We start from the raw sequence: 25,323 nt of genomic DNA, 5'->3' as shown, positions 1-25,323 counted from the left end.
TGGGCTCGCCGCCTTGATCGGCGCCACGGCGGCTCCGTCGAACCCGCCGAACACGGAATTCCGCTTCGTGTCCCTGCCGCCGGCGACCGCGACCCCTGGCACGTCTTCCCCGAGTTCCGCGGATACGGTGCTGTCCGCCGAATCCTCGAGCACGACCGAATCCCCTGTGTCATCACCGTCTCACACAGCCAGGCCGGTCTCGGCAAGCGCCACCCACACCCCGGCGCTACCGCCGTCGAGTCGACCGAGCGCTCCGACCTCCGCCGCCGGCTCGAGCAGCGCGCCGATGACCGCGCCGGCTCGGGCGAGCTGCTCAGTCCACTTCGCGGTCGAACATTCCTGGCCGAACGGTTTCACCGCATCGGCGACCATCACGAATCGAGGGCCCGAAACTCTTCGTTCGTGGTCGCTGGCCATGACGTTCACCGTCGGTCAGCGACTGACCGACGGCTGGAACGGCACCTGGACCCAACGCGGAAGCCGGCTGACCGTCCTGGGTCCGTCCTGGAAAACGGATCTCCAGCCGGGCGAGGCCTTCACGACGGGTTTCAACGGATCTTTTGCCGCCTCGAACCCCGCTCCGACCGGATTCACCGTGAATGGGGGCGCCTGTCCGGCTGGATGAACGGGGTGCGCCCAATCCTGTCACTCTTCGGCCCGCGAATTCCGTTTTACCGTACCTATAGCACCCGGCGGGCAGCCGCTGTGCGACTCGTCGAGCACCCGGGCCGCTCACGAACCGGGGGCCGCCCGTGTGCGGCGCCAGTCCGAAGGGCTGGTGCCGCGGACGCGTTTGAAGGCGACGCTGAACGCGAACGGGTCGTCGTAGCCGACCGTCCGGGCGATGGCCGCGATGGTGTCTTCGGTGTCGCGCAACAGGTCCGCGGCCAGCGTCATCCGCCAGCCGGTCAGGTAGGTCAGCGGCGGCTCGCCGACCAGGCGCGCGAAGCGTGCTGCGAATGCCGCGCGGGACAGGCCGGCCCGGGCGGCCAGCTCGGCGATCGTCCACCGGTGCGCCGGCTCGGTGTGCAGCAAGCGCAGGGCTTCACCGACCCCGGCGTCGCTCAGCGCCCGGTACCAAGCGGGCGGCGGCTCCATCCGGGCGCACCAGCCGCGCAGCGCCAGCACGAGCACCAGGTCCAGCAGCCGGCGGAGCACGGCGTCCTGGCCCGGCTCGTCGCAGGCCACCTCGGCGGCGAGCAGGTCCAGCGCGCCTCGGGTCCGCGGCCCGGCGGGCACCACCGCCAGCGGCGGGAGCATGGCGAGCAGCCGTTCCGCGGCCGCACCGTGCAGCTCGTAAGCGCCGCGGAGCATGGTAGTGGCGCCGGGCTCGCCGTCGCCGTAGGTGCGCGGTGCCGGGTTTCGCACCGGCTGCGCGTCGGTGATCGGATACTTCTTCGTCCCGCGGATCACCAGTTGTGGCGGGGTGCCCGGGTCGTCGGCGATCGTGTACGTCGACGCGCTGATCAGCGCCAGGTCCCCGGCGGCGAGGCGCACCGGCGTGGCGTCGCCGACGCGCACCGACGCAGACCCGCCGAGCGTGGCCACCAGCGTGAGCGGCGGGGCATCGGCGAAGGCCAGCGACCACGGCGGCCGCTGGATCAGCTGCCGGACCAGCGCGTGGCCGGCGTGGGCCCGGTGCAGCAGGTCGCTGAGGACGTCCATTCCCCGCACTGTAGACGCTGACAAAGGTATCGGGGATTTCCACCCATGGATCGTCTCGCCGACCGCGGGTTGGCTTGCGGACATGCAGACCACCTTGATTCTCGGCGGCACCGGCAAGACCGGCCGCCGCGTCGCCCGGCAGCTGGGCGCCGCCGCCCGGGTCGCTTCCCGCACCCGCGGCTTCGACCTCGCCGACCCCGCGACCTGGGCCTCCGCTTTGGACGGTGTCTCGGCCGTCTACCTCGTCGAACCGAACCTGGGCGCCGGGGACCGGCTCGCGCGGTTCGTGGCCGAAGCGGTGTCGGCGGGCGCCCGCCGGCTCGTGCTGCTGTCCGCCCCGCGCGCCGGCGAAACCGGCCATCCGCTGCACGCCGCCGAGGAAGCCGTCCGCGGCTGCGGCGCGGGCTGGACCATCCTGCGCCCGAACTGGTTCGCGCAGAACTTCAGCGAGGGCCCCTGGGCGGCGGGCATCCGCGACGGCGCGCTGGCCCTCCCGGCCGGTGAGGGACGCGCCCCGTTCGTCGACGCCGAGGACATCGCCGAGGTCGCGGCGGCGGCGCTCACCGACGATCGGCACGACGGCCAGGTCTACGAGCTGACCGGCCCCCGGGCGGTCGGCTTCGCGGAGGCGACCGCGCTCATCGCGCGGGCCACCGGACGGAAGATCGACTACCTCGACGTCGCCCCGGAGGCGTTCGTCGAGCGGCAAATCCGTTACGGCGTGCCGGAAAACGTGGCGAGCCTGCTCACCGGGCTGCTGGCCGACCTCCGCGACGGCCGTGGTGGCGACCTGGCCGATGGGGTTCAGCGCGCCTTGGGCCGGCCGCCGCGGTCGTTCGAGGACTTCGTCGCGGCCACCACCTGGCCACGCCAGGACGAGCCTGTCGTATGACGGGGCGAACCCATAGACGACTGAGCGCCGCCGAGCCACTGGCCCGAATGCGCGCACCCCCGACCGGATCGTCGCTGGGTGTTCGGCGGGGTAGAAATCGGCGATCATGCCATCGAGGAAGCCCGCCGTGATGGGTGTCGGAGCCGTCGCCGACGGAGCTGGGGCTCCCGGTGTCCTGGCGGCCGCTGCGCCGGGCAGTCCCGTGGCGCCGACCGAGCGAGAGATCGCCTACTGCTCCGGACGGCTCGTCGCCTGCGTGCTCACCGGAGAAGCCGCGAATGCGACCGAAGGCGCGGTCGGCGTGTTTCCGGGCAACGGCAGTACGTGCGCGGCCCTCGGGCTTCCCGCAGCCCGAACCTGACCGCACACCGGACGAAGTCAAAGATCCCGGACGTGCAGCAATGACCGGACATTCAGGCGCCGCCGGACCTGATTGCTTCGCAGTCCGTCGACCACTGTCGCCGCGCCGATCCAGGTGGCGCCGGCGTCCTCGACCAGGAGGTGGGCTCCGGCGGCCTGGCCGCCCGTCTCCATCCAGTCGTCGACGAACAGCACGCGGTCGCCGCTTTCGATCAGGTTCTTGCGGAAACCCAAGGTGAGGTGACGGTCTCGGTAGTCCGGTGGAGTGATTCGCTGCCGCCAGGCGTCGCTGTCGCTGGATCCCACCCGGTTTTTGCGGACTTCGACGAACCCGACGCCGCAACGCAGGGCGACCAGCGGCCCCAGCAAGCAGCCGCGGGATTCCGGCCCGACGACGACCGTGGGCCGCTCGCCGGCGAACAGGTGCGCCAGCGCGGGGCCGAGGTGCGCGAGCAGGCCGGGGTCACGCCACCAGCCGGTGACGTCGGCGTAGTAATCCGGGTCCGTCCGGTCTCCGTGCCAAGTGAAGGCGGCACGGAGCCCGGGACTTCACCTCCTGCAGCCACCGGTCTCCGGACACCGGCCCATGATCGCGGCGCCGGCTTCGGCAAGCAATCGGGTTTCTCCAGAATGTGTCCGATGTGGACCAGTGACCTCGCCGGCTCGCTACGGCGCAGGCGCGTCGAGGCCGATCGAGGCCATCGCGCGGTCGAGCAGCCGGCCCAGTTGCTGCGTTCCGTTTCCGGCGATCCAAGCCGCGACGGCGGCGTCCAGGCACCCCAGGGCGCCGGCGATGAGGGCGCGTGGCCGCGGATCGGTCGAGTCGGCCGGGTCGGCACCGAGCCGCCGGGCGAGCTCGGGAGCGATCAGGGCCTGGAATTTCGCGTGCTTTTCCTACTGGAGCGTCGCCAGGGCGGGGGTCGCCACCGCGAGCGCGGCCAGCCGGTGCGCGCGGTCGGTCTGGCTCGCGTAGTGCTCGACGAGAGGGCTCATCGCCTGGCGGAGCGCCGCCCACGGGGGCTCGTCGTCCGGTCGCTGACGCAACGCCTGCACTATCTCGTCGACCGCGGACGAGGTCTCGCTCGCGAAGATGTCTTCCTTGGACGGGAAGTAACGGAAGAACGTGCTGCGTGAGATGCCGGCGACCGCGCAGATGTCGTCGATGGTGGTCTGCTCGTAGCCCTTCTCCAGGAACAGCTCGAGCGCCATGTCGGACACCTGCGCCCGCATGGCACGCCGGGCGAGTTCACGTGCACCGGGACGACGCTCGTCCCGCTCCGGCAGCCTGCTCACCAGGTCAACGGTACTACAGCCCAAACCTGGTACTGTAGTGTCACAAACGACACTCAGTATCAGCGCTAGAGCGACCGTGTGCGGTTCCTCCGCCGGCGCCGCCTCGGCACGGGCGATCGACGGCGGCTACCTGCTCAGTGGCCGCTGGGGCTGGGCTTCGGGCATCCACCACGCGTCCTGGGCGATTCTCAGCGTGGTGACCGAGGCGGAGGAGACGCCAGGGAAAGCGGGTTCGCGCTGGTTCCGACGAGCGAATTGTCGGTCGAACACACGTGGAACATGGCCGGGATGCGTGGCACGGGCAGTGACACGATCATCGCGGACGACGTGTTCGTCCCCGAGGAGCACGTCGTCTTCCCGGCCCGGACAGCCCTGGGGCCTTCGACGCCGCGGAGCGTACCGAAACCGCAGGGCCTGATGGGTGCGCTGGCCGCACCGGTGCTGGGGATGGGCATGGGGCCCTACGACCACATCGTGGCGAAACTCAGCGGCGGCCGGCCGCTGGTTTCTGCGATGGGCTCGCATGCACGAGCGATCGACTCCCCCGGAGTGCAGGCGAACGTCGCCGATGCGGCCATGCTCATCGACAGCGCGATCCTGCAGGCTGCGCGCACCGCCCGCACCGTCGACCGGGCCACCCGCACCGGAACGCAAATGTCTCCCCTCGCCATCGCCCGTTCCCGGATGGACTGCGGGTTCGCCGCGCGGCAGATCCGCCAGGCGGCGGACAAACTGCTGGACGTCGGCGGAGCCGGCCGATTCGCGGAATCCGATCCGGCGCAGCGGATCTGGCGCGATCTGGGCACGGCAACCCGCCACCCCGCCTTCGTCACCGAAATCGACCGCGAACAGTACGCGCGGCTGCTGCTTCCGGTTCTTTCGGCACAATAAGGAAAGCACCGGCGGACTCGGGCGGAGATCGCTCAGGACACCGCAACCTGCGCGAGGCCGGCAACGGTATCGACAGCGTCGAGTGGCATTTCTTCCGCAGCCCGACCACCGGCACGATCGGCTGCACGGAGGGCCTGGCGAAGCGCCTGATGCAGGCCGGTATCACAGCGATCACGCACCTGTGACGCGGAAGTTAGGATCAGCACGTGATGGAACTGGGCCGGTGGTTTCCCTACATCCCGGTCCATGCCGGCCCGCTTCGCACGATGGAGCGGGCGAAGGCGCGGGAATGTTACGACGACATGCTGCGGATGAAGGACGACCGGATCAAAGAGCTGACCGCGCTGCTCGAATTCAACGGCATCGAGCCGACGTTCGACGAGGACGGCGTCCGCACCGTCCTGGAGTGGATCAAGGCCGAGGTCGAGCCGGATCTCCAGGATCCGAAGTCGGCGCGGCCCTACTGGATCGGGATCACCTTCGACGTGTTCTGGTTCGCGGGCGAGGTGCTGCGGAAGATCAACCCGGACCTGAAGTGGGGCTTCTACACCGGCCGCAAGACCAGCCTGGTCTACCGAAGTCCCACGTTGATCAACCTGGTCCGCACGGAGCAGGCGGGACCGCTGGCCCTGTTCGTGTTCCTGCAGGGCTTCACGGGCGCGCACGCGCAAGGTATCGGCTACAACGAGGAAAACATCTGGTACGCGTTCCAGCGCGCCCGCGAACTGAAGACGGCGAACTGATCACCGAGCTCGTGCACCAAGGTTGTTGTGCGAAAACGAATTTCGTGCCCTCCACGGCGCCCCGATAGCGTCGGATTCATGGAATGGAGCTTTAAGACAGCCGAAGAACTCCTTGCCGCACTACGCGCCGGTGCCGTGACATCCGTGGAACTCACCGATGAGGCCATTGCCCGGATCGAACGCCACGACGACGTGATCAACGCGATCTGCGTACCGGACTTCGATCGGGCCCGGGCCGCCGCGCTGCGAGCCGATCAAGCTCGCTCGCGTGGGGATGACCGGCCGCTTCTCGGCGTTCCCGTGACCGTCAAGGAGTGCTACGACGTCGCCGGGCTGCCCACCACCTGGGGGATGCCGCCGTACCGGGACTACCTGCCCGCCGAGGATGCCGTTCAGGTGTCGCGGCTCAAGGCCGCCGGTGCCGTGGTTCTCGGCAAGACCAACGTTCCCCTCGGGCTGCAGGACATCCAGAGCTTCAACGAGATCTACGGCACCACCACCAACCCGTGGGATCCCGGACGCACGGCGGGCGGGTCGTCCGGGTCGGCGGCGGCACTGGCCTCCGGGTTCGGCGCGCTGTCCATCGGCTCCGACCTCGCCGGTTCGCTGCGCACCCCCGCGCACTTCTGCGGCGTCTACGCGCACAAGCCGACCCTCGGGCTGGTCGCAAGCCGCGGCATGGTCGCGCCCTCCGAGCCGGCCTTGCCGGTCGATCCCGACCTCGCCGTCGTCGGTCCGATGGCGCGCAGCGCGCGGGACCTCACGCTCCTGCTCGACGTCATGGCCGGACCGGACCCGCTGACGCGCGGCGTCGCCTACCGGCTGGCGCTGCCGCCTGCCCGCCACGAGAGACTCCGCGACTTCCGGGTCCTGGTCCTCGACGAGCACCCGCTCATCGCGACCGCGGCCGCCGTGCGGGCGGGCGTGCACCGGGTGGCCGACGCGCTCGTCGAGAGCGGTGCCCGCGTCGAACGGCACAGCGCGCTGCTGCCCGACCTCACCGAAGCCGCGATCCTTTACATGCAGTTGCTTATTTCGGGCTCCGTCGCCCGCTTTCCCCTCGAAACGGACGAGCAGCTGCGGACCCGCGTCGCCGGGCTGAGCGCGGACGACCGGAGTCTCGACGCCGTGCGGCTGCGCGCCCTGCTGTTCAGCCACCGCGAGTGGCTCGAGGCAAACCACCGCCGGGAGGTGCACCGCCACGGCTGGCGGGAGCTGTTCACCGAGTTCGACGCCGTCGTCTGCCCGATCACGCCGACGCCCGCCTTCCCGCACGACCACCACCCCAACCCGATGGACCGGCGCATCGCCATCGACGGCGTCGACCACCCGTACTTCGACCAGCTCGTCTGGGCCGGCCTGGCCACCATGCCCGGCCTGCCCGCCAGCGCCATCCCGGCGGGCCGGTCCCCCGAGGGCCTGCCGGTCGGCGTGCAGCTCATCGGCCCGATGTCCGAAGACCGCACCCCGCTGCGGCTGGCCGAACTGCTCGAGCCGGAAACCGGCGGTTTCCGGCGGCCGGGTTCCCCCGGTAGGGTCCGTGCCGACGGGTCGTAGCGCAGAGGCAGCCGCGCCTCCTCGACAAGGGGGACACGCTGGTTCGGATCCAGCCGCCCGTCACTCCCGGGTCACCGCGCCGCTGGTGGTCACCAGCTCGGGCACCGTTCCGGCGAATTCGGGCACCAGGTCCGCCAGCGCCGCCCACGCGTCCAGGTTCGCCCCGAGCTCGGCACGCACCAGCGGTGCCAGCAGCGCGGCGGCCTCCCCGGCCCGGTGCGGGAACAGCTTGGTGCCGAAGTACAGCACCGCCAGCACGTCCGCGGGCGGGCGGCCGAGTTCGACGTACTCCCGCGGTTCGACGATGCCCGCCTCGCGGAACCGGTTCGTGAACTCGCGGTGCGAGCCGAACCGCGCCCGCACCTCCGGCGGGCAGTCGATCCGCTCGGCCAGCGCCCAGCGCGCGAAGCCGGGCAGCGGCTCCCTCCGATCCGCCTCGGCGACCGTGGCCCAGTCGCGCTTGCTGACGGCGCGCACCGCCGCCCGGGCCGACCGCAGCGTCCGCGCCTCGCGCAGCCCGCCGACCAGCCCGTGCGGGCCGGCCGGGATGTCCGGTTCCGTGTGTGCACAGTTCCGCCGTTCGCAGCGCACCGACACCGGCAGGGGCGCGGTCGCGGCCGGGGCGCTTCCAGCCGATCGAGCTGCCACGCCGCATGCTTGTCGCTCAAGCGCGCCGGCTTGCCGATCCGGAGGTGCCGGCGCATCCGGGCCGCGTGCCCCGGCTCGATCAGCGAGAGCAGGAAATGCACTGCCGGCACGTCGTCGGGACGGTGCACGAGCGCGAGTATCCCAAGACGCGCCGACGTGACGTGCCGTGCGTAGCCAGGACACCCGGCCCGGCCGGTCGCTGGCGGCTGGCACACTCAGGCCGTGCTCCTCGGATACGTCCTCGCGGTGCTAGTACTGCAACGGCAGTTAGGTGAGTGGGTAGCCGCGGCGTTTGTAGTGGCTGAGCCGTGCTTGGTGTTGTCGTCGGCGGCGCCAGCGCGACCATGCCCAGATGTGGTCGGCGGCGTCGGCGACACGCAACACCAGCTTGGTGAGCAGGCGCCGGATCTCCGGTAGCGTGAATCCGATCATGCCCGACTCGGCGGCATCAGTTCCCCTTTTGTGGCAAGGGATCGTGAGACGGCGAGCCAGGCGTGGGCGAGCATCGACAGGGTGATGTGGGCATACCACGCCCGCCACGACCGGACCTGATACTGATCCAGCCCGGCCTCGTTCTTCGCCTGCTGAAAGCACTCCTCGATCCGCCAGCGACTGCCGGCGATCCAGGCCAGGTCCAGCAGCGTCGAGCGGCGGGGCCCGTAGCAGACGTAGTAGGCGATCTCCGTCGGATCGGTGATCGAGCGGCGGGCGAGCACCCAGTGCCCGCGTCCGGCCTGCCAGCCGATCCGGATCGGCACCCGCGCCCAGTCGTACTCGCGTGGCCCGTGTGCTCCGGCACCGACCGACAGCCGCCGCCACGACCGGGCTGGCAGGTCCGCGATCAGCTCGTCGGCGTGGGCCTCGCGGCCGCCGGTGGTGACCAGGGTGTCGTTGACCTTGGTGGCCAGCACGTGCGCGGCATCGTGGGCCTCCAGCCACAACCGCAAGTACTTGACCTGCCCATACGCTTCATCGGCGGTCACCCACGCGAACGGCACCTTCGCCGCGAACGCCCGGCCCAGCATCGCCATGGCCTGGCGCGGCTTCGTCTCGAACTCGATTTCACCCGGGATCCCCGCCCGTCGGCACCGGTCCGGGTCGGCGATCCACGGCTCGGGCAGATACAGCTCGCGATCGATCAGCGCATGCCCACGAGGTGAGGCATAGGCCAGGAACGTTCCGATCTGGCAGTTCTCGATCCGGCCGGCGGTTCCCGAATACTGCCGCTGCACACCGGCCGAGCGGATGCCCTTCTTCAGGAACCCGGTGTCATCGACGATCAGCACACCACCGGGCTCGCCCAGGTGCTCGACAACGTAGTCGCGCAGGTCGTCGCGGACACCGTCGATGTCCCAGTCCGCCCAGCGCAGCAACCGCTGCATCCCATCCGGCGACACCTCACCGGCCTGCTCGGCCAGCGTCCACCCGTTCTTCCGCTCCAACCCCGCGACCAGCCCGGACACATACTCCCGCGCCCGGGCCCGCGGCTCCGACCGCGCGAACCGGCCCGCGATCCGCTCATGCACCCGATCCAGCTGATCCATCACCACATCGACCACCACCACGATGATCTACCACAACGCTGCTAACTGCCGTTGCAGTACTAGTTCGCCAGCACCGGACCCCTACCAAGGTCGCCCTCGACTGGCTGAATGCCCTCACAGTCCTGGCCGGGCTGCGCCCCACCCGAGCGCTGTGGCTGCGGATACCCCCGGACATCGCCGCCCGTCGCGCCGACGAACGCGGCGGAGACCGCCGTCCCACGTTCACCGGCGAGCAACGCGCTCACCTCACCTGGGTCGACCACGCCTACGGGCTGCTTGTCGAACGAGACCCCCAGCTCAGCGCCCTCGATGTCACCAACCTCGATCCGGTCGACACCCACCTCGCCATTCATGCCGCCCTGGGCCAGCTCAGCCAGACGGGCGACATCGACCTGGGCTCGTGTGCGAGGCACCGCGAAAATACCGGGCCCGTCTTCTACGCTGACCACGCCCGATCCCGTCAATCCGCGCCGAGCCGAAACCGAGAGTCCGAAACGATGACCACATTGGCCAGCCACCGCGACCACACCGCTCCCAGTGACCTGCTCAGCGCGCTGCGCACCGCACGCACGGCCGGACCTGACGCACTGGCCGCCACGCTCGAGGAACGCGGATTGCAGGTACTCGACGGTGGCCGCAACAACGACGTCTTCGCCTGGACCACGGCCACCACGCCGACCTGCATCAAGCTCTACAAGAAGACCGACCGGCAACGCGTCGAGCGCGAGTGGCACGGCCTCACCCACGCCGCCGGCCTGAGCAGCGCACCGCGACCGCTGTGGCTCGACAATGACCTTGAACAGCCAGCCCTCGGCATGACGCTGCTGCCCGGCTCACCGATCCTCGACGTCCTCGACCCGACGTCGGCCATCAAGTCGCTGGCCGACACCACCCGCGCACTGCAGAGCATTCCGCTGAAAGAACCGCTGGCCAGCCTGGAGCGGGTCGACTCCATCGGCCACTACATCGCCCGGCTCACCGATGTTTGGCCCGGCCAGCTCGCCGACGCCACTGACGATCCCCAGACCCCGGACATGCTCGCCCTCCTGCACCGATGGAAGAACAGCGGCGACCCCGAACTGCTCGCGCAGCCCGCTCCCCGGGTCTACTCCCGCGGCGACGCAAATCTGCTCAACTGGCTCCACGACGGCGAGTCCACCTACGTCGCCGACTTCGAGTTCAGCGGCTTCTCCGACGTCGCCGTTGACGCCGCCGACCACATCGAGCACATCAGTGCCCGCGTCATTCCCGACGACGTCTGGGTCGGCTCCGAAGCCGACCTCGGCGTCACACCGGACAACCGGGCTCGGTTCGAGGCCGCGCGGCGCACCATCGCGCTGCGCTGGCTCGCCGTGCTCTGGAAGCAGCGCACCCAGCGGAGCGAGGAGTTCGCCGCTCTGCACGAGCGGGTCCGCGCCCTCCAAGGCTGAATCACGACTGTCCACCGTCGGCCAACGACGTCAGAATAGACACGGCGTCGAAGTCGCCAGCGCCGAGCATCGGCACGACCGCGAACAAACGGGCCGCCAGCAGCCGCGTGTCGGCAAACATCGTGAGACCGTCGAGTTCCTCTCGCACAGCCCAACGGAATGGGAGCTCTGGATCCCTGATCAGCTCATCCGGAGCGTTGGCCAAGGCGACGTACTGGTGATCAACATGCACATGACGATCCCCGCAGTGTCCGTCCGGCGGAACCGGCTGCTCGGTGATCCACCACGGCATCGTCAGCAGGGACCGCGGAAACTCCGGCGGAACTGCAGGGCCAGGAGGCCGCACCAACCGAACCCGGCGGCCAGTCTCCTCTTCGACCTCGCGAAGAGCGGCATCAACCTGCGACTCGCCCGGCTCGACATGACCACCGGCGATCATCCAGCGCCCCAGGCGGGGATGTTCGATGAGCCCCAGCTTCCATACTCCACGGACTAGCCCGAAGACGAACACGCTCGATGTGAAGTGCTTAACCACGCCGCAAGTTTTCCAGAGCCGACCGGCATCGGCTGCTTGGGTCAGCCTCGGCGATTTCTGCCGCAAGTAGGACGACAATCACTTCGGGTATGCGACCTCTAACAGCCACGCAGACGGCAGGCTTAGCCATCTTGCCGCTTTTCTCGGTACAGCGCCGCCCATCGCTCATTCCGCCGAAGCGCTTCGAGCTTCTCTTGGTCACCTTGCAATTCAGCATGAACATGTTCGAAAGATTTCGGATACTGCTGCTTGCGCTCCACCAGCACAACGACATTGCAGCGATTCTTAATAACAAGAGGGGCATTCCACTGCTCTTCCGATCGCTCACCGATCGGCTCCTCGGCCTGAGTAGCGATGGCGACGACCACCTCGGGCTCATCAAAGCTGCCTGGCTGAAATCTGAAGGAGTCTCGCGAAATATTTATGTAAGATTCCGGCTTCTTCTCCGAATAATGATTCAAGATATCCCAAATCGACTCAACGGCACGTATCTCAAACAAGGCTGTCTGTCCTGGATACAGAAGATAGCAACGATCAACTCCAGATTGCTGCGGAATGGGCACATCTTCACCACTGACAGGATGCGTCCCGGCGTACAGCACCGGACCCATAGCCGAGCCACTGACACGGACCCGGGCAACATGTTCTCCCTCGTTGTAAATAGTTCCACGGAGAACGAAGTACAGGTAATCGTGGCGATGTTCCCAGTAATCGAGTGTTACTTCTCCCCTCGGATCGATCTCAGGATGCGGCAGTGGCATCTCGTCGATCCATCCAGATGTAGTCAGAGGGTGTTCGCTCAACAGATCGAGAGTCACGACAACCCGGGGTGCGGCCTGGTCGAGCCTGGTCTTTGCAGCTTCCAGCGCCTGCACCTCGGAGGCGTCCCGCGCAACACTGGAAGCCACTTGCGCCTCACGAGCTTGGTCAAGTGCCGCCCTGGCGGACTTCTCAGCCGATTTGGCTTGCGACACTGTCCCAACTGCGCTGCGGCGACTGATAACTGCGGCATATACGGAGACCACGAACGCGGCGGCGGCGAGGATCGGCGTCCAGTGTGCCTGCGCGAACGCCCACACAACATCCCAGATCTGCTTCATGCCTTCTGCCTACACGGTCAAGTCGACACAGAGCGAGTCGGCATCCAGTTCGGCCGCCTCCCTCGGTCTCACTGTTAACAGAGGCGTGCTTCCGCCGCCAACCGCTGGACGAACGGACGTGGTCACGGTCTTTGCGGAGGACACCGTCGAACGACGGGGCGAGGTCGCCCCACCTTGACAACCGTCCGACCTCCCGTCAGGCGGCGCGTCGCGGCAGATACCCACACGCATTCAGTTCAGCTGCAAAGTTCGTGGCGGAGTTCGGCGGCGACCGCACGGCAGCGTCGGCAGTCTTCGAGGTGGTCGTCAACTTCTGCGGTCTCGCGTTTGTTGAGCCCTCCACGGGTCCACCTGCCGAGCTTCTCAGCCGACAGCCGGCATGCGTGCGGACGCTGGGCGTCGTCGGCGACGAACGCCTGGAGGTAGGCCTGCCGCAGCCCTTCACGGGCCCGGTACGCCAGAGCGGAGACCCCGTTGGGCGACAGGTTCATAGCAGGGGCGATCGACGCCGCAGTCAATTCGCGGATTTCGGTACGCCACAGCACTTCCTGCCACCGAAGAGGCAGGCGGGCGAAAGCAAGCGAGACCAGGGTCCGCTCCAGCCTGGCTACGGCGGTGTCCTGAAACGGCTGGACAATCGCCTGCGGGACGTCCGCATCGATCGCGGTCGCCTCGACGCTGTCGGTGAGCACGAGCCTGCGAGCGCGATGGGTCTCGGTGTAGGCGATGCGCCGCAGGGCCGTCAGCAAATAGGCGCGAAATGACAGCTTGGGTCCGCTGCCGCGGCGAATGGTGTCGAAGGTCTTGGCGAATGCCTCGGCGACCAGGTCGTCGGCTTCCAAGCCTGATGCAGCCAGCTGGCGGGCTTGGGTGCGGGCTGCGGCGTGGTGACGTTCGAACAGCACGCCGTAGGCCTCGATGGCGCCGGCCCGGACACGGTCCAACAGCTCAGCGTCATCGATCTTCGCGACGGGGCGCTCGGAGCTGGCCCGAGACGCCAAGCGGACCGGCTGGATGGGCACGTTCGATACGAGATCGACGGGCAATACGGCGCTGGACACGGCTGACTCCCCTGCGGCGTGGTAGAAGAAATGACTGCGCGGATCCGTCCGGGCATTGACCTAGCGTTAGTACTAGTACTATTCGAGGATGACACGCCGCTCACTAACGCGCAATAGTCCTAGTACAATCGACCTCGAAGGAAGGAGCGTTGCGGGGTGGCCGACACGCCGGCGTACACGACGATCGCGCAGGAACTGCGCAACGGCATCGTTGACGGCACGTACCCGCCCGGGAGCACGCTGCCGACCTTGGCCGAACTCACCCAGCGCTACGGCGTGTCCAAGCAGACGGTGCAGAACGCCATCCGGGTACTCGCCGAGGAGGGCTTAGCTGAGCCGGTGCGCCGCCGCGGCACGGTCGTGCGGGCTGCGCCAGCGCGCGAGCTGATCGTGCGCGAGCGCCGGGTCTTCCGCGACGAGCGCGGCTACTTCTTTGACAAGACGGCGCAAGGCTGGGTCGCGGTCGAGAAGCCGACGGTGCGGTCCGCGCTCCCGCCGTCTGACCTCGCCAGCCTGCTCGAGACCGAGCCGGGACAACCCGTGGTCATCCGGGACAGGGTGATGGGCGACGCCGAGACCGGTGAGGTCCGCCACGTGTCCCTCAGCTACCTGCCGCCGTGGCTTGTCGAGCAGCTGCCAGTCCTCGGCTCAGCCGACACTGGTCCCGGCGGAATCTACGACCGAATGGAAGACCACGGTCTCGGCCCACTGGCGTGGGAAGAGCGTCTTGGCGCACGCCCGCCCTCGGCGCGAGAGCGAGGCCTCTGGGCACTGGCGCCCGGCACACCGGTATTGCGACTGTTACGCATCACGCGCAGCGACACACGCCGGGTATGCGAGATCAACGAAACGGTGCTGCGAGCCGATCGCTACGAGATCGGGTACCCGCTGCAGCGCACGACGACCGAGCGCCCCAGCCGCTGATCCGCATGGAACCCCCTTCCTGCGACTGGGCCGAGCTGACTCACCTGGACGAGGTCACCGAATCCCGGGTTCGCCGGAGCAGGCTTTACCGCCGCGACGTTGGTGGGCGCCGCCACCACCTACGACGACGAGCTGCGCAAGTCGCTGCCGTTTTCGGGAGGTCTACAGTGACCCACCCGTCCCTTTCGCTGTACACGACATCGATGGGCGTCAAGAGGTTCGGATCACCGTGCCCCGCCATCGCCATCACCACCGCCAGTGTCTCCTCCACGACGTCGCTCTGGCGCCGGCCATCGAGCGCTCGACAGCACGCCGGATCTCAGACGGATCGGCGATTTCGTCCTCGAAACCTTCGACATTTCGGAGATCGATCGATTCCCATTCCATGCTTTTACCTCAACCTCGACGTGCCAGCCCATGTTCGGGCCGACGTCAACGGTCGCTCCATGGATACAGAGCACTGAACTGGTCAAACGCCTCGTTCAAGTCGTCGTCGTGCGCTACGTCGTCTACGAAGATCGACGACCTGGCAACTAAGCCGGCAGCATCGAGAACTCCAGCAACTGCGTGCACAATGACCGCGTACTGGGTCGGCGGCACGTCGGATGGAAGCTGTACCCGAAACTCACGCGATTCCACAAGCTCGACACTGCCCGTCTCAAACAGGCGACACCAAGCCCCCGATCGAGTGGCTGCAATCGATTGCTTGCCACGCCAGCATCCACGCCCGTCACGACTACCACAGCGCCCCGGCCGCTAAGAGTTTGACGCGAATCCGCGACCTTCCGGGCCAGATCACCACCGTCGAGAACCGCCCTAACGCGTGTCACCAGATCGCGGCGGACTGTTTTACTCGACACCGCGGCTCGCGCATCCTCGACATCGTGACGTTGGACTTCCGCGACCTCAAAGGCGCGCTCGCTGACCTCGACCGGACGCTGCTGACCGAACTTCGCCAGGGTGGCTACGACCAGGACACCTCTGAGCAGCTAACCGCGCTTGACCATGCCGATCGCCTCATCTCGCAGATCAAGCAGCTTCTCGACGACCACCGCGAGGATCTGACGACACCCGACCCACCCAGCCCGAGCGTCGCCGTCTCCCGTCACTACGGCGGCGGCTAATCAGCAACTCGCCGATCACACGGGCACGCGGAATAGAGCCACGTACGAGGGACATCTGCGCCCGGCAACTCGTCTCGACGGTCCAATACCGATACAAGTGTCCCGGTCGGTGCCCGGCTGCCCGGCAGGTTCGGGGGGCCGATGCCCTGCCGGGCACCGGGCACCGGCGCGCCACCTGACTCTGGTGCCCCGCCAGCACGAGACGTCATTGCGGTCCGGCGTGCCGCCTCAGACCGCTGCCTTCTTCCGCGGTGCCCGCTTCCGCGCTGGCTTCTCAGCCGGTTCCGCCTCGACCTCGGCAGGCGCCGTGCGAGCGGTCTCGTAGGCCTCGATCAGCTCGCTCGACAACCGACCACGCTCAGCAACTTCGTACCCGTTCGCCGCGGCCCACTCGCGCACCTGCTGGTTGTACTCGCGAGAGTTAACTTTCCCGGTTCCCGATGACCTGGTGGCCTCGCTGGTGGACTGGCCGAGTGCGACCTTCACACGGCGGCCGCCAACTCGCCGCGCTGCCTGGACGAAGCGCTCGAACTCACCACGCAGCGCCTCGGCATTCTCCGCCGACAAGTCGATCTCGTACGACACCCCATCCAGACCGAACGCGACAGTCTCCGCCGCCTCGCCGCCGTCCAGATCGTCGAGCACCTCGACACGCACCTTCTGCGCCATCATCGAACCCCTTCACCGATTTCCACGATCAACCCGCGCCCCGTTGACCAGGGCTGGGCCTGGGCAGACGTTACGCTCGGGCCGACCAAGTGGTCTGTCCGGCACGCCCACACCATCACCGCAAGACGAGCTGCGCCCGAAGACCGTCGCAGTGCTTCGATGGTGGATACCCCGCCGAACCTCGCTCGTGCCGACGGTGCGGCCGCGCGGACATATCCGGCTTCCGAAGACTCAAGTCCGCCGACGCGTCTCGACCGATGGCGACACGAAGTGCCGGGTGACGCCGGATGCCGGGGAGGTTCCTCGCCAGCACGCCTCCGAGACCCGGACACCAGCGCGTCACCCGTCTCGGTGATCTCCAGCGCCGGACGTCATTGTGGCCGCCGAACGCCCTCTTGTTGGTTGCTGAGGTGATCGGTCCGGCACGCCCCCCGACCGTCCCGATCATCGCCAGTCCTGGCTCGGCGGCACAACGCCCCCCGATGTGCCGCCGAGCCCTACCCCCTCGTCTACGGCAAAGTCACGCGAATCGCGGCGTAATTGAGCGCCCCTGGTGGTCGGCCACCGCGGTCGCGATGTCTCACGACGAGCTCCTGTGCGCCGAGCGGCCGGCCTCTAGTGCAAGGCGCTACTCGACGATCGATTCCCGCTCCCCTTGGGCCTCATCGCCTGAACTCCGCGCTTCCGACGTGGGCACAGGGCGGACCAGTGCGGCGCATGGCGATTCGGGCCCGGAAGGACTGCGCCACCGGGCCGTCTGGCAGGGGAGCCGTCCACCGGTACGGCGGCGCCCGAGCCACCGCGGCCGCCACCAGCGTGCGACCGAAACCCAGCCGCCGGTACTCGGCGGCGACGTGGACGCAGTCGAGGGTGGACGTCCGGCACCTCCCGCACGGGCTCGCCGTCACCGAGCCGACCTCGGCGCCGTCGAGGTGGAGTGCGATTCGACCGGCCAGCGTTCCCGCGGCTGGCGGATGGGCGACCAAGACGAGCCCGCCGCCCGGCGCCGCGTCGGGCGCGTGCTGGACGGTGACGTCGAGCAGCGCCCACTCGGCGAGGCGCCGAGCCCCCGGCTCGCACGCTTCCTGACCGCGGCAGACCTCGCACAGCCAGCCGTGCAGCCGGTAGCGCTGGCTGAACGGCGCGAGCTTGTCGTAGAGGTCCAGGGTCAACCAGTGACCACGCAAGCACCTCTCGACCTCCGTGACCGCCGGCCGAACTGGGACCAGCGCACCGAACTCCCCGCGCGCACCCGAGCGGACGGCCTCGCCGATCACCTGACACCTCGCGACGGTCCCGACCCGCTCGAACGCCGCTGCGACGTGCGGATCATCCGGCGACCTCACGCACGCCGCGGCCAGCAGATTCCTCGCCAGAGGCGACAGCACCGCCGGGGCCCGGCAGCTGCAGCGCAACGGTGCGCGGGCGCGCAGCGGCGCCGCGGCCACGGCGGGTCGCAACGACGTCACGGAACTCCAGGTGGCCGAAGCCGTCGTCGGTGAGACCACGCCACCGCCGGTTCGACACGCTCAGCTCGAGATCCGCGCCCGGCCACGGACCGGCGGCGAGCAGCACCGCACCTCGGTTGCGGACGCGTCCGGCCAGCCGGCGCGCCAGCGGCGCCTGCATGCCACGGGCGATCGGGGGACCGAGAACGACCAGGTCGAACCCGTCGATCAGCGCCGACAGCACCGCGGCGACCTCAGCCCCGGCGTCGAGAATGAGCGCGAGCCGCTCCAGCTCGACGCCCAGCTCAGCGGCAGCTGCTACGCCCACATAGGGCATACCGGTGATCGCAGCCCACGATCCGGCTTGGGTAGCCTCGGCGAGCAGCGCCAGGACCAGTGCGGTCGAGCCGGAGACCGACACCGCTGTACCGCGCCGCAGGCCGTCGGGCACCAGCTTGGCCAGCGCCGACGTCACCGGCAGCGACCCTGCGAACGCTGAGGGATCGGCGCTTGGCTCGCCGAGCTGCGCGGCGGTGCGGACGCCGGGGATCGCCGCGAGCCCGGCTACCGCGTCCGGTACCGCCACCATGCACACCTCCAGCACCACGAACACCGCACCGGAGACGCCCACGAGGGGAAGCCGCGAGCGAACCCGAACTCATCGAACACTTGTTCGGATCCTGCGAGACGGCGCGGCCGCTGTCAAGTCGAGCCAGGCAACCTCACCCCGCCGCGACACCGCTGCAGCGTAGGGCACTCAGTTCCGCACCCACTGTCACCGATCAGGGTGTTGACCAGCGCAAACACAGCGAAGTTGGGTCGGCCGAGTTACCGTCGAACCCCAGGCGATGATCCCTCGACCTCGGGAGGCCGGCCATGGCTGTGCGTGCCTCCTCTGACGTGCCCGACTGGATCACGCCGATGCTGGCCAAGCCCGATGGCGGCCGGCTGCGCGCCGGTGCCGAGTGGGCGTACGAGTACAAGCTGGACGGCTACCGGGCCTGCATGCAGATCGCCCCGGATGGCACCACGGTGCTCACCAGCCGCAACGGGATCGACTTCACCCACGAGTTCGCCGACCTCACCGGCGTCCTCGCCCCCGCCCTCGATGGTCGGGCCGCGGTGCTCGACGGCGAGATCGTCGTCTACAACGACGCCGGCCAGATCGACTTCGGTCTCCTGCAGGAACGCCGCGGCCGCTACCAGACCCACCGCAGCTCTCCCCGCCGCGACGAGCACTTCGACGACGTTCCGGTCCGGTTCCTCGCCTTCGACCTACTCCAGCTCGGAACCACATCGCTGCTGCGCCAGCCGTACGAGGAGCGCCGTGGCCTGCTGGCCGGGCTGGAGATGCCGGACCCGTACCGGATCTCGGTTGTCCGGCAGTTCACCTTCACCGAGCTGGCTGCCGACCGCCGCACCCCGCAAGACCTGCTTGACCACGTCGCTGCCACCGGACACGAAGGACTCGTCGCCAAGCGCTTGAGCGCACCGTACGTGCCCGGTAAGCGGCCCGACTACTGGTGCAAGCATGCCTTGATCCAGACCACCGAGGTGATTATCTGTGGGTGGCGACCGGGGCAGAACCGGCTGTCGGGCAGCCTGGGCGGTCTGCTGCTCGGTGGCCACGATCCCGACAGCGGCGACCTGGTCTACATCGGCGATGTCGGCACCGGCTTCAGCGAAGCCGAACGCGCCAGGCTACTGGCTCAGCTTGAGGAGCTTGAGCAGCGCAGGCACCCCTTCGCGACTACCCCACCCCGGGAGGACACCGTCCGCGCGCACTGGGTCATGCCCGAGCTGGTCGGCGAGGTCGTCTACCGCCAGTTCACCCGCGGCGCCGGCCGGCTGCGCCACACCGCCTGGCGCGGCCTGCGCGACGACCGTGCACCTGGCGAGGTGCGCGCCCCGCGTGCCCGCGAACGCGTCGCCGCCGAGACTGCACCGGCACCCACCCGCCGGACGGCCGCCGCGCGGAAGCGCTCGTCCGCGAGCACGCCGGCCGCTGCGACGGCGGCCGCTGCGACGGCGGCCGCTGCGACGGCGGCGATCGGGAAGAAGATTCCCGTGCAGGCAGGGAATCGGCGTCTGACCTTGTCCAATCTGGACAAGCCCCTGTACCCCGACGGGTTCACCAAGGGCGAGGTGATCAACTACTACTCGCGCATCGCTGACGTCTTGCTGCCGCATCTGGCGGGGCGGCCGGTGACGTTCATCCGGTTCCCCGACGGTGTCGGCGGGCAGCAGTTCTTCGAGAAGAACGTTCCCAACGGCGCCCCCGACTGGCTGCCCACGGTCCGACTGCCCAGCACCGGCAGCCGCTCCGGCCGCGGCGACGGCGAGATCGAGTACGCCCTACTCGAAGAACTCGCCGCCCTGGTGTGGGCGGCGAACATGGCCGCCCTCGAACTGCACGTCCCGCAATGGCGCGTCAACGCCGATGGCGGGCGGCTGCCGCCGGATCTGCTGGTGTTCGACCTCGATCCCGGCCCCGGCACCTCGATCGTGCACTGCGCCCGCGTCGCCGAGCGACTGCGCGACGTCCTGTGCGACGACGGCCTAACCCCCTACGCGAAAACCTCCGGCTCGAAAGGCATGCAGCTCTACGCCGCGATCGACACCGACGACCCCGCCGCGCCGTCCGCCTACGCCAAGAAGCTCGCCCAACGCCTCGCCCAGGAAACGCCCGACTCAGTCACCGCTGTCATGGCGAAGAACCAGCGCACCAACCGCGTGTTCATCGACTGGTCGCAGAACAACCCCGCCAAAACCACCGTCGCGCCGTACTCGCTGCGAGGCCGCGACCACCCCACCGTGTCCACCCCGCTCACCTGGAACGAGGTGGAGACGTGCCGGCACGCCAGCCAGCTGGTATTCACCGCCGACGAGGTCCTCGACCGCGTCGACGACCACGGCGACTTGCTGCTGAACCTGTTCGAGAAACGCGTCCCCCTTCCGTGACCTGAACAGATATGTTTCACTCTGCCGACGTCGGGTACGTCGACATCGTGGCCTGGGGCTACGCTCGGACGTCCGGATAACTGTGTCAGGCAGCAGAAACGATGAGGTCCTTCCGAGCGACTATCTGATCATGACTTCCGCCGAAAAGGGCTCGCTGCCGCTGGAGCTGCCCGCCGACGTAGCCGAACGCATGGTGGAGGAGCTGCCGCTCAGTGCGAAGATCATCGATTGTGTGCGCACGGCGTCGGCTCTCATCCAGCAGGCCATCGTCGACGATCAGGGACTACGGCTGGCCGAGAGCGCTGGATACAATCTTCGAGAGGCGTTCGCAGCAGTCGTCGCGGAGCAGACTCCAGCTGACGGCCGCGGTCTCCATACCGTGCTGGAGGCGTGGCGGCGATACCGGGACGCACCAGAGTCCGAGCGGACAACCGGACTCGACGCCTTGGAACAAGAGCTACGAGCGGTCGCGGAGCAGAGACGACAAGACTCATATCACACAGCACGACTTGTGACCTTCTTGCGCAAGAGGACCGGGCTCGACCCGCTGCCCGATCTCGACCCCACTGATGACTACAAGAAGCTGCGAAGGCAAGCCGACGAGGGTGTGCACAACGACATGAGCCTCGCCGAGGTCCTTGTGCTGTACGACCTCACCATCGCCTGGTTCATTCGCATGTTCACGCCCCCGGACCAGATCGTGCGTGCGCTCCGTGCGCTGGCCGCCGAGCCGTGGCAGGGCTTGTCGCAGCTTGTGCGTCTGCGGGGGTTGGCCAACGACGCACACCACCTGCGGCTATTCATCTCGACGCTGACTGACGGTGCTTGGCTGATGCCTCTCTATGACGCGGGCCTGATTCAGTTGCCGGAGCCAAACACGCCCTGGCCAGTCTTTGGGCTGCTAGACGGGCTCGGTAAGACCGAGCCAGACGCGGTCGCCAACGTACTGCAGGCGCTGCTCAAAGACGTGAAGAGATCAGATCAGTCACGGCGCTGGGGGCAGCGGTTCGAACTCCTGCGCGTCGCCGCCCAGATCGGCGAGGCCGGACATGACGTCGTTGCAGCGATCATGGACTGCCACCCCGACGATCGCGGGGCGATTCGCGCGCTCGCGGTTGGCATCGTCAAGGCGGCCGATCCCGCCGCGCGTGTCGTCGACCGGGTTGCCGATCGGGTTCTGTCCGGCAGCCCGATCGACCGGAACCGCTACTACTACACCACCGTCCTCGAACAGCTCGTTGCGGGAATGACCGCAGTCAACGCCGCTGAGCGCATCCGCTTGCTGGCCATCAAAGTTCGCAAACTGGCACAGCATTCCGAGACGAAGTTCATTGCCCTGGACAGCGCACGGCTCACCAGCAGCCTGGGCGATAGCCACGACTTCCTCTCCATCATCACCCACTACTTCGCAGCGGCACTGACCCGCTCTCGCGAGCTGGGCGTCACTACTTTCGATCTTCGCCAGTGGACTGACACGATCCCGGGCGAGATCGGAGAACGCGCCACATCGCGAATCCTCGCCAACGCTGACGACGTCCCAGTGCAAGAGCAGATCGACCACATCACGGCACGCCTGGCCTCGAACATTACTGGCGACGACAAAGATCTCATCGACGCCATACTCACTCGCGCCCCAGATCCGGCCCTTCTTGACGCATGGCGCGACGCTCTTGGCGTCCCGCCGGCGGCCCCAGAGCAGATAGGCGGCCAGTTCCCGCGAGCGTGGGTAAGTTCCTGGGGATGGTCGGTAGCCCTACCCGACAGTGTTCTCACCGATTGGCAGGCCGCGATCGAGCAGGTCTCCGAGAAGTACGGCCGTCCTAATGCGGCCGAGTTCGACACCCGGGTCAGCGCCTCCGGCTTCCTCGTCGAGCGTTCCGCTTACAGCACAGAGAAGCTCGCCGCATTACCTGTACTCGAGGCGGCGCAGCTGGTTGCGCAGTGGCGGCCAGACAACGCGAGTGACGGCCAGATGCTCGGGGCACGTGAACTCGCCCGTGCTCTTGAGGTCGTCGTGACCGACAACGTAGCCGCATGGATCCAGGACCCGGCCATCGTCGTCGCCACGCTACGGGAACCGCTCTACGTCCTGCACTACTTCTACGCCCTGATTGCAAAGGCCAGGGAAGCGGCAGCCGAGACACCATCTCTTCTCGACACCGTGCGCCGGGTACGAACGGCGCACCAAGACCCCACCGTCCTTGGCTACGACGCTTTCGACTACGAACTCAACTGGCGCAACGTTGACAGTGCGGGTATCGAACTCGCCCGAGCACTAGCCAACGCCGACGGCGACCTCTCCGTGCACCTCGACACCGTCTGGGACTGGGCGCGCGAATCTATCGACCTCACGCCCGATCCCACGGAGGTCGAGTCACTGACCGCGGACATGGACACGTTGCGGCGCGCTATGAGCTCAGATTCCGGGCGAGCACTCCTCGCGACCATCGCGTTCGCTGCGTGGGAGTACCGCCGAACAGAGGCGGTGCGAGCGGACTTTTCATCGCTGCTTGATCGAGTCCTATCGGTCGACGGCACGAGAGGAGCCAATTATCGGGCGCTGTTGGCCGTTCGAAGGCCGCTATTGGAGACTCTCGTCCCGGACTGGCTAACGACCAACAGGTCGCTCCTGTTCGGCGACAATGAGGTGGGTGCTGCGACATTCGACATCACGCTCCAGCACGCACACCCGACCGCCTGGCTGCGCGACACGTTGCGCGAACGCCTGCTCTCCGCGGCGAACAGTGGCAGCAAGCCTGCAATCACCTCCCTACTGCTAGCCGTGTTGGACCGCAGCCCGGAGTACACAAGCGACACTATCCTCACAGCTTTACGCGGCAACACAGCGAGTCTGTCGACCGCGAACGAGACCATGGCGTTTCTCGTGCAAGAATGCGACGCGGACGACCCACGGATTCCCATCGCATCCGGCTTCTGGCGTGCCTTGATCGACGCGGACCGAGGCGACGTTCCTGCCGCGGTGTTGTCGTCGTCGGGCAGGTGGGCATTCGTGACCGGCCTCGACGACGACACATGGTCGACGCTGACCCTCCGAGCGCTCGACACCACTGCAGGCCAGATCGACCTAGTCACCGAGGTCGCCGACCGCTGTGAGACTGCAGCCGCAACGGAGTGGGCCAGCCGGATTCTGCTTTTGCTTCTCGGTCAGGGGGAGCCGTGGGAACAGCACTACGTGGCGCAAGCGGCGATCAAGGTTCTACCGGCTCTCCTCGGGCTCGGCGACCAGAACGCTCGCCGGCTGCGGACTCGTCTTATCGATCTCGGCTATCACGCCGCGGAGAACATCCCGCTGCCACCAGCCAACGGCGATGAGCCCATCGAGTAGCTCTCCTGGAAATCGGAACCGTGCAAACGAGGTATGCCTTTGGCAGGGTGCTGACGGGAGCAGATTCCCCGCGTCCACTACGCGAACGAAACCGACGAAGCCGAGCGCCTGCGAGCAGCCGGCCACCTACCGATTTCCGCTCTGAACCCTTAGGACAGCGCCGTGAACCCTGAGCTCGCCCCAGTCGTCGACGTCGATGACTCCAGCACGTGGCCAGACCAGCTCGCACATCGAGTGCACGAGCTGGCCGAGCAACGGCAGGGCCTGATCGATGACCCCGCCGAGTTCGGCTGTTCCGACCTCGACCTCTGGGAACGCGACGCGGAAGTCCGCCAGCTACTCGACGGCTACCTCTTGCGCGGCTACCACGCGACCCGTTTGCTGGCACACGAAACCGACAACATCCGCGCTCACGGACTGCGCCTGTTTGACGCCAAACTTGGTACTGCCCGGCTAGACACCGCTGTAGAACACGGTTACCTCACAACGGATGAACACGCGACCCTGATCCAAGGGATGGCCCTCACCAGTAACCGTGTCGGACAGATCTGCCTGTTTCTGTCCAAGACCACCCTCACCGAGGACGCAGAAGGTTTGAACCTCCTTCTCGCCGCCTGGGGCGGTGAAGCCATCTACATGCCTCACGTCCACACCGACAACCCGATAAACACGAAACTGCGATCGATCGGCATCCCCAGCATCGTGGTGGCCCTACTCGATCTCCGCGCCTCACCGACGACGACCGCGTTTCCCGGCGTGGCGAACGTGTTCATTGGCGCATCCCTCGGCCTGTCCAGCCTCACAGTCGATGTCTTCTACCGGGCACCGATTGCACCCGCACACATCGAACGGATCATTCATCCCGGCGACGTCGAATACCCCCAACATCAAGGTCTTCCTCAGACGTAGAGATCTACCCGCTCCGCTCCCACGTCGTACGACGGCGCAGACCCGCGGTGCCGGGCATCGTGTAGCGGCGGTCTATTGCCTTCGCAGCCCCTACCGAGTGCCTCGGCAAGGAACGTTGACGTGGTAACCGTGTCGCGTGGACATCCGAGCTGGTGATCGCGAGGCTGGCCGGTGGAGGTGAGCCATGGCGCGCCAGCCGGAGGTGTTCGCGCGGTCGTTGGAG

Annotated in this window: 24 protein-coding genes, 1 tRNA gene and 1 pseudogene; 12 read left to right on the top strand and 14 right to left on the bottom strand. The window is 67.8% G+C overall.

The window, feature by feature from the left end:
* Positions 1 to 180 precede the first annotated feature (180 nt).
* A complete protein-coding gene (locus tag ACLJOU_RS39545; RefSeq protein ID WP_410574393.1) occupies positions 181 to 372 on the bottom strand; it encodes a hypothetical protein in 192 nt (63 codons plus the stop codon).
* On the opposite strand from ACLJOU_RS39545, the gene ACLJOU_RS39540 reads away from it, so the two are divergent.
* A complete protein-coding gene (locus tag ACLJOU_RS39540) occupies positions 287 to 625 on the top strand; it encodes a cellulose binding domain-containing protein (RefSeq protein ID WP_410574392.1) in 339 nt (112 codons plus the stop codon). The genes ACLJOU_RS39545 and ACLJOU_RS39540 overlap by 86 nt on opposite strands.
* A 107-nt stretch (positions 626 to 732) precedes the next feature.
* Here ACLJOU_RS39540 and ACLJOU_RS39535 read toward each other — a convergent pair whose 3' ends face one another.
* Positions 733 to 1,665: an AraC family transcriptional regulator gene (locus tag ACLJOU_RS39535; protein ID WP_410574391.1), complete on the bottom strand. Its 933-nt coding sequence runs from the start codon at positions 1,663 to 1,665 to the stop codon at positions 733 to 735.
* A gap of 82 nt (positions 1,666 to 1,747) precedes the next feature.
* On the opposite strand from ACLJOU_RS39535, the gene ACLJOU_RS39530 reads away from it, so the two are divergent.
* Positions 1,748 to 2,557: an NAD(P)H-binding protein gene (locus ACLJOU_RS39530; protein ID WP_410574390.1), complete on the top strand. Its 810-nt coding sequence runs from the start codon at positions 1,748 to 1,750 to the stop codon at positions 2,555 to 2,557.
* Between the two features lie 378 nt (positions 2,558 to 2,935).
* Here ACLJOU_RS39530 and ACLJOU_RS39525 read toward each other — a convergent pair whose 3' ends face one another.
* The 3 genes and pseudogenes from ACLJOU_RS39525 to ACLJOU_RS39515 form a co-directional block, all read right to left on the bottom strand.
* Complete coding sequence (locus ACLJOU_RS39525) at positions 2,936 to 3,340, bottom strand: phosphoribosyltransferase family protein (RefSeq protein ID WP_410574481.1); 405 nt, start codon at positions 3,338 to 3,340, stop codon at positions 2,936 to 2,938.
* A gap of 243 nt (positions 3,341 to 3,583) precedes the next feature.
* Positions 3,584 to 3,790: pseudogene (locus ACLJOU_RS39520) on the bottom strand (TetR family transcriptional regulator); the annotation flags it as partial.
* 21 nt (positions 3,791 to 3,811) lie between these two features.
* Entirely contained in the window at positions 3,812 to 4,210 is a 399-nt protein-coding gene (locus tag ACLJOU_RS39515; RefSeq protein WP_410574389.1) for a TetR family transcriptional regulator, read from the bottom strand.
* 255 nt (positions 4,211 to 4,465) lie between these two features.
* Here ACLJOU_RS39515 and ACLJOU_RS39510 point away from each other — a divergent pair, with 255 nt between their 5' ends.
* The 4 genes from ACLJOU_RS39510 to ACLJOU_RS39495 all read left to right on the top strand — a co-directional run bounded on the left by ACLJOU_RS39510 (position 4,466) and on the right by ACLJOU_RS39495 (position 7,464).
* Positions 4,466 to 5,101: a hypothetical protein gene (locus tag ACLJOU_RS39510; protein ID WP_410574388.1), complete on the top strand. Its 636-nt coding sequence runs from the start codon at positions 4,466 to 4,468 to the stop codon at positions 5,099 to 5,101.
* A 206-nt stretch (positions 5,102 to 5,307) separates the two neighbouring features.
* Entirely contained in the window at positions 5,308 to 5,844 is a 537-nt protein-coding gene (locus ACLJOU_RS39505; RefSeq protein ID WP_410574387.1) for a hypothetical protein, read from the top strand.
* A 78-nt stretch (positions 5,845 to 5,922) separates the two neighbouring features.
* A complete protein-coding gene (locus tag ACLJOU_RS39500) occupies positions 5,923 to 7,401 on the top strand; it encodes an amidase (protein WP_410574386.1) in 1,479 nt (492 codons plus the stop codon).
* Positions 7,390 to 7,464, top strand: a tRNA-Val gene (locus tag ACLJOU_RS39495). Before ACLJOU_RS39500 ends, ACLJOU_RS39495 begins: the two co-directional genes overlap by 12 nt.
* On the opposite strand, the gene ACLJOU_RS39490 is transcribed toward ACLJOU_RS39495, so the two are convergent.
* From ACLJOU_RS39490 to ACLJOU_RS39480, 3 genes are all read right to left on the bottom strand, one after another.
* Positions 7,462 to 8,049, bottom strand: coding sequence for a hypothetical protein (locus tag ACLJOU_RS39490; protein ID WP_410574385.1), 588 nt, complete (start codon positions 8,047 to 8,049; stop codon positions 7,462 to 7,464). The two genes, ACLJOU_RS39495 and ACLJOU_RS39490, sit on opposite strands and share 3 nt — an antisense overlap.
* A 428-nt stretch (positions 8,050 to 8,477) precedes the next feature.
* Entirely contained in the window at positions 8,478 to 9,611 is a 1,134-nt protein-coding gene (locus ACLJOU_RS39485) for an IS701 family transposase (protein ID WP_410574480.1), read from the bottom strand.
* Between the two features lie 41 nt (positions 9,612 to 9,652).
* The gene (locus tag ACLJOU_RS39480) at positions 9,653 to 10,042 is read right to left on the bottom strand and encodes a hypothetical protein (protein ID WP_410574384.1); all 390 of its coding nucleotides are present in this window, start codon (positions 10,040 to 10,042) and stop codon (positions 9,653 to 9,655) included.
* A gap of 48 nt (positions 10,043 to 10,090) precedes the next feature.
* On the opposite strand from ACLJOU_RS39480, the gene ACLJOU_RS39475 reads away from it, so the two are divergent.
* The gene (locus ACLJOU_RS39475) at positions 10,091 to 11,023 is read left to right on the top strand and encodes an aminoglycoside phosphotransferase family protein (RefSeq protein WP_410574383.1); all 933 of its coding nucleotides are present in this window, start codon (positions 10,091 to 10,093) and stop codon (positions 11,021 to 11,023) included.
* 1 nt (position 11,024) lies between these two features.
* On the opposite strand, the gene ACLJOU_RS39470 is transcribed toward ACLJOU_RS39475, so the two are convergent.
* The 3 genes from ACLJOU_RS39470 to ACLJOU_RS39460 all read right to left on the bottom strand — a co-directional run bounded on the left by ACLJOU_RS39470 (position 11,025) and on the right by ACLJOU_RS39460 (position 13,719).
* Positions 11,025 to 11,558: an NUDIX hydrolase gene (locus tag ACLJOU_RS39470; RefSeq protein WP_410574382.1), complete on the bottom strand. Its 534-nt coding sequence runs from the start codon at positions 11,556 to 11,558 to the stop codon at positions 11,025 to 11,027.
* A gap of 122 nt (positions 11,559 to 11,680) precedes the next feature.
* The gene (locus ACLJOU_RS39465; protein ID WP_410574381.1) at positions 11,681 to 12,658 is read right to left on the bottom strand and encodes a hypothetical protein; all 978 of its coding nucleotides are present in this window, start codon (positions 12,656 to 12,658) and stop codon (positions 11,681 to 11,683) included.
* A 236-nt stretch (positions 12,659 to 12,894) separates the two neighbouring features.
* Complete coding sequence (locus tag ACLJOU_RS39460; protein ID WP_410574380.1) at positions 12,895 to 13,719, bottom strand: sigma-70 family RNA polymerase sigma factor; 825 nt, start codon at positions 13,717 to 13,719, stop codon at positions 12,895 to 12,897.
* Positions 13,720 to 13,875: 156 nt separating this feature from the next.
* On the opposite strand from ACLJOU_RS39460, the gene ACLJOU_RS39455 reads away from it, so the two are divergent.
* Positions 13,876 to 14,643: a GntR family transcriptional regulator gene (locus ACLJOU_RS39455; protein WP_410574379.1), complete on the top strand. Its 768-nt coding sequence runs from the start codon at positions 13,876 to 13,878 to the stop codon at positions 14,641 to 14,643.
* Positions 14,644 to 15,248: 605 nt separating this feature from the next.
* The gene (locus ACLJOU_RS39450) at positions 15,249 to 15,767 is read left to right on the top strand and encodes a hypothetical protein (protein ID WP_410574378.1); all 519 of its coding nucleotides are present in this window, start codon (positions 15,249 to 15,251) and stop codon (positions 15,765 to 15,767) included.
* A 228-nt stretch (positions 15,768 to 15,995) separates the two neighbouring features.
* On the opposite strand, the gene ACLJOU_RS39445 is transcribed toward ACLJOU_RS39450, so the two are convergent.
* From ACLJOU_RS39445 to ACLJOU_RS39435, 3 genes are all read right to left on the bottom strand, one after another.
* Complete coding sequence (locus tag ACLJOU_RS39445) at positions 15,996 to 16,436, bottom strand: histone-like nucleoid-structuring protein Lsr2 (RefSeq protein WP_410574377.1); 441 nt, start codon at positions 16,434 to 16,436, stop codon at positions 15,996 to 15,998.
* Between the two features lie 662 nt (positions 16,437 to 17,098).
* Positions 17,099 to 17,608, bottom strand: a complete 510-nt coding sequence (locus ACLJOU_RS39440) for a GNAT family N-acetyltransferase (protein ID WP_410574376.1) — start codon at positions 17,606 to 17,608, stop codon at positions 17,099 to 17,101.
* Positions 17,609 to 17,765: 157 nt separating this feature from the next.
* Entirely contained in the window at positions 17,766 to 18,359 is a 594-nt protein-coding gene (locus ACLJOU_RS39435) for a hypothetical protein (RefSeq protein WP_410574479.1), read from the bottom strand.
* 401 nt (positions 18,360 to 18,760) lie between these two features.
* Between ACLJOU_RS39435 and ligD the strand changes: the two genes are divergently transcribed.
* From ligD to ACLJOU_RS39420, 3 genes are all read left to right on the top strand, one after another.
* Positions 18,761 to 20,845 carry a DNA ligase D gene (ligD, locus tag ACLJOU_RS39430; RefSeq protein WP_410574375.1) on the top strand — a complete coding sequence of 695 codons (2,085 nt, stop codon included), beginning with the start codon at positions 18,761 to 18,763 and terminating at the stop codon, positions 20,843 to 20,845.
* A gap of 130 nt (positions 20,846 to 20,975) precedes the next feature.
* Positions 20,976 to 24,191 (top strand): hypothetical protein, encoded by a 3,216-nt coding sequence (locus ACLJOU_RS39425; protein WP_410574374.1) that lies wholly within the window; start codon positions 20,976 to 20,978, stop codon positions 24,189 to 24,191.
* A gap of 162 nt (positions 24,192 to 24,353) precedes the next feature.
* Positions 24,354 to 25,100: a hypothetical protein gene (locus tag ACLJOU_RS39420; RefSeq protein WP_410574373.1), complete on the top strand. Its 747-nt coding sequence runs from the start codon at positions 24,354 to 24,356 to the stop codon at positions 25,098 to 25,100.
* Positions 25,101 to 25,323 lie beyond the last annotated feature (223 nt).

Origin of the sequence: Amycolatopsis sp. cmx-4-61, from assembly GCF_046548775.1 — a bacterium.
GTDB lineage: Bacteria > Actinomycetota > Actinomycetes > Mycobacteriales > Pseudonocardiaceae > Amycolatopsis.
The sequence above is the reverse complement of the archived record's forward strand: the minus strand, read 5'-3'. Positions and strand labels throughout refer to the sequence as shown.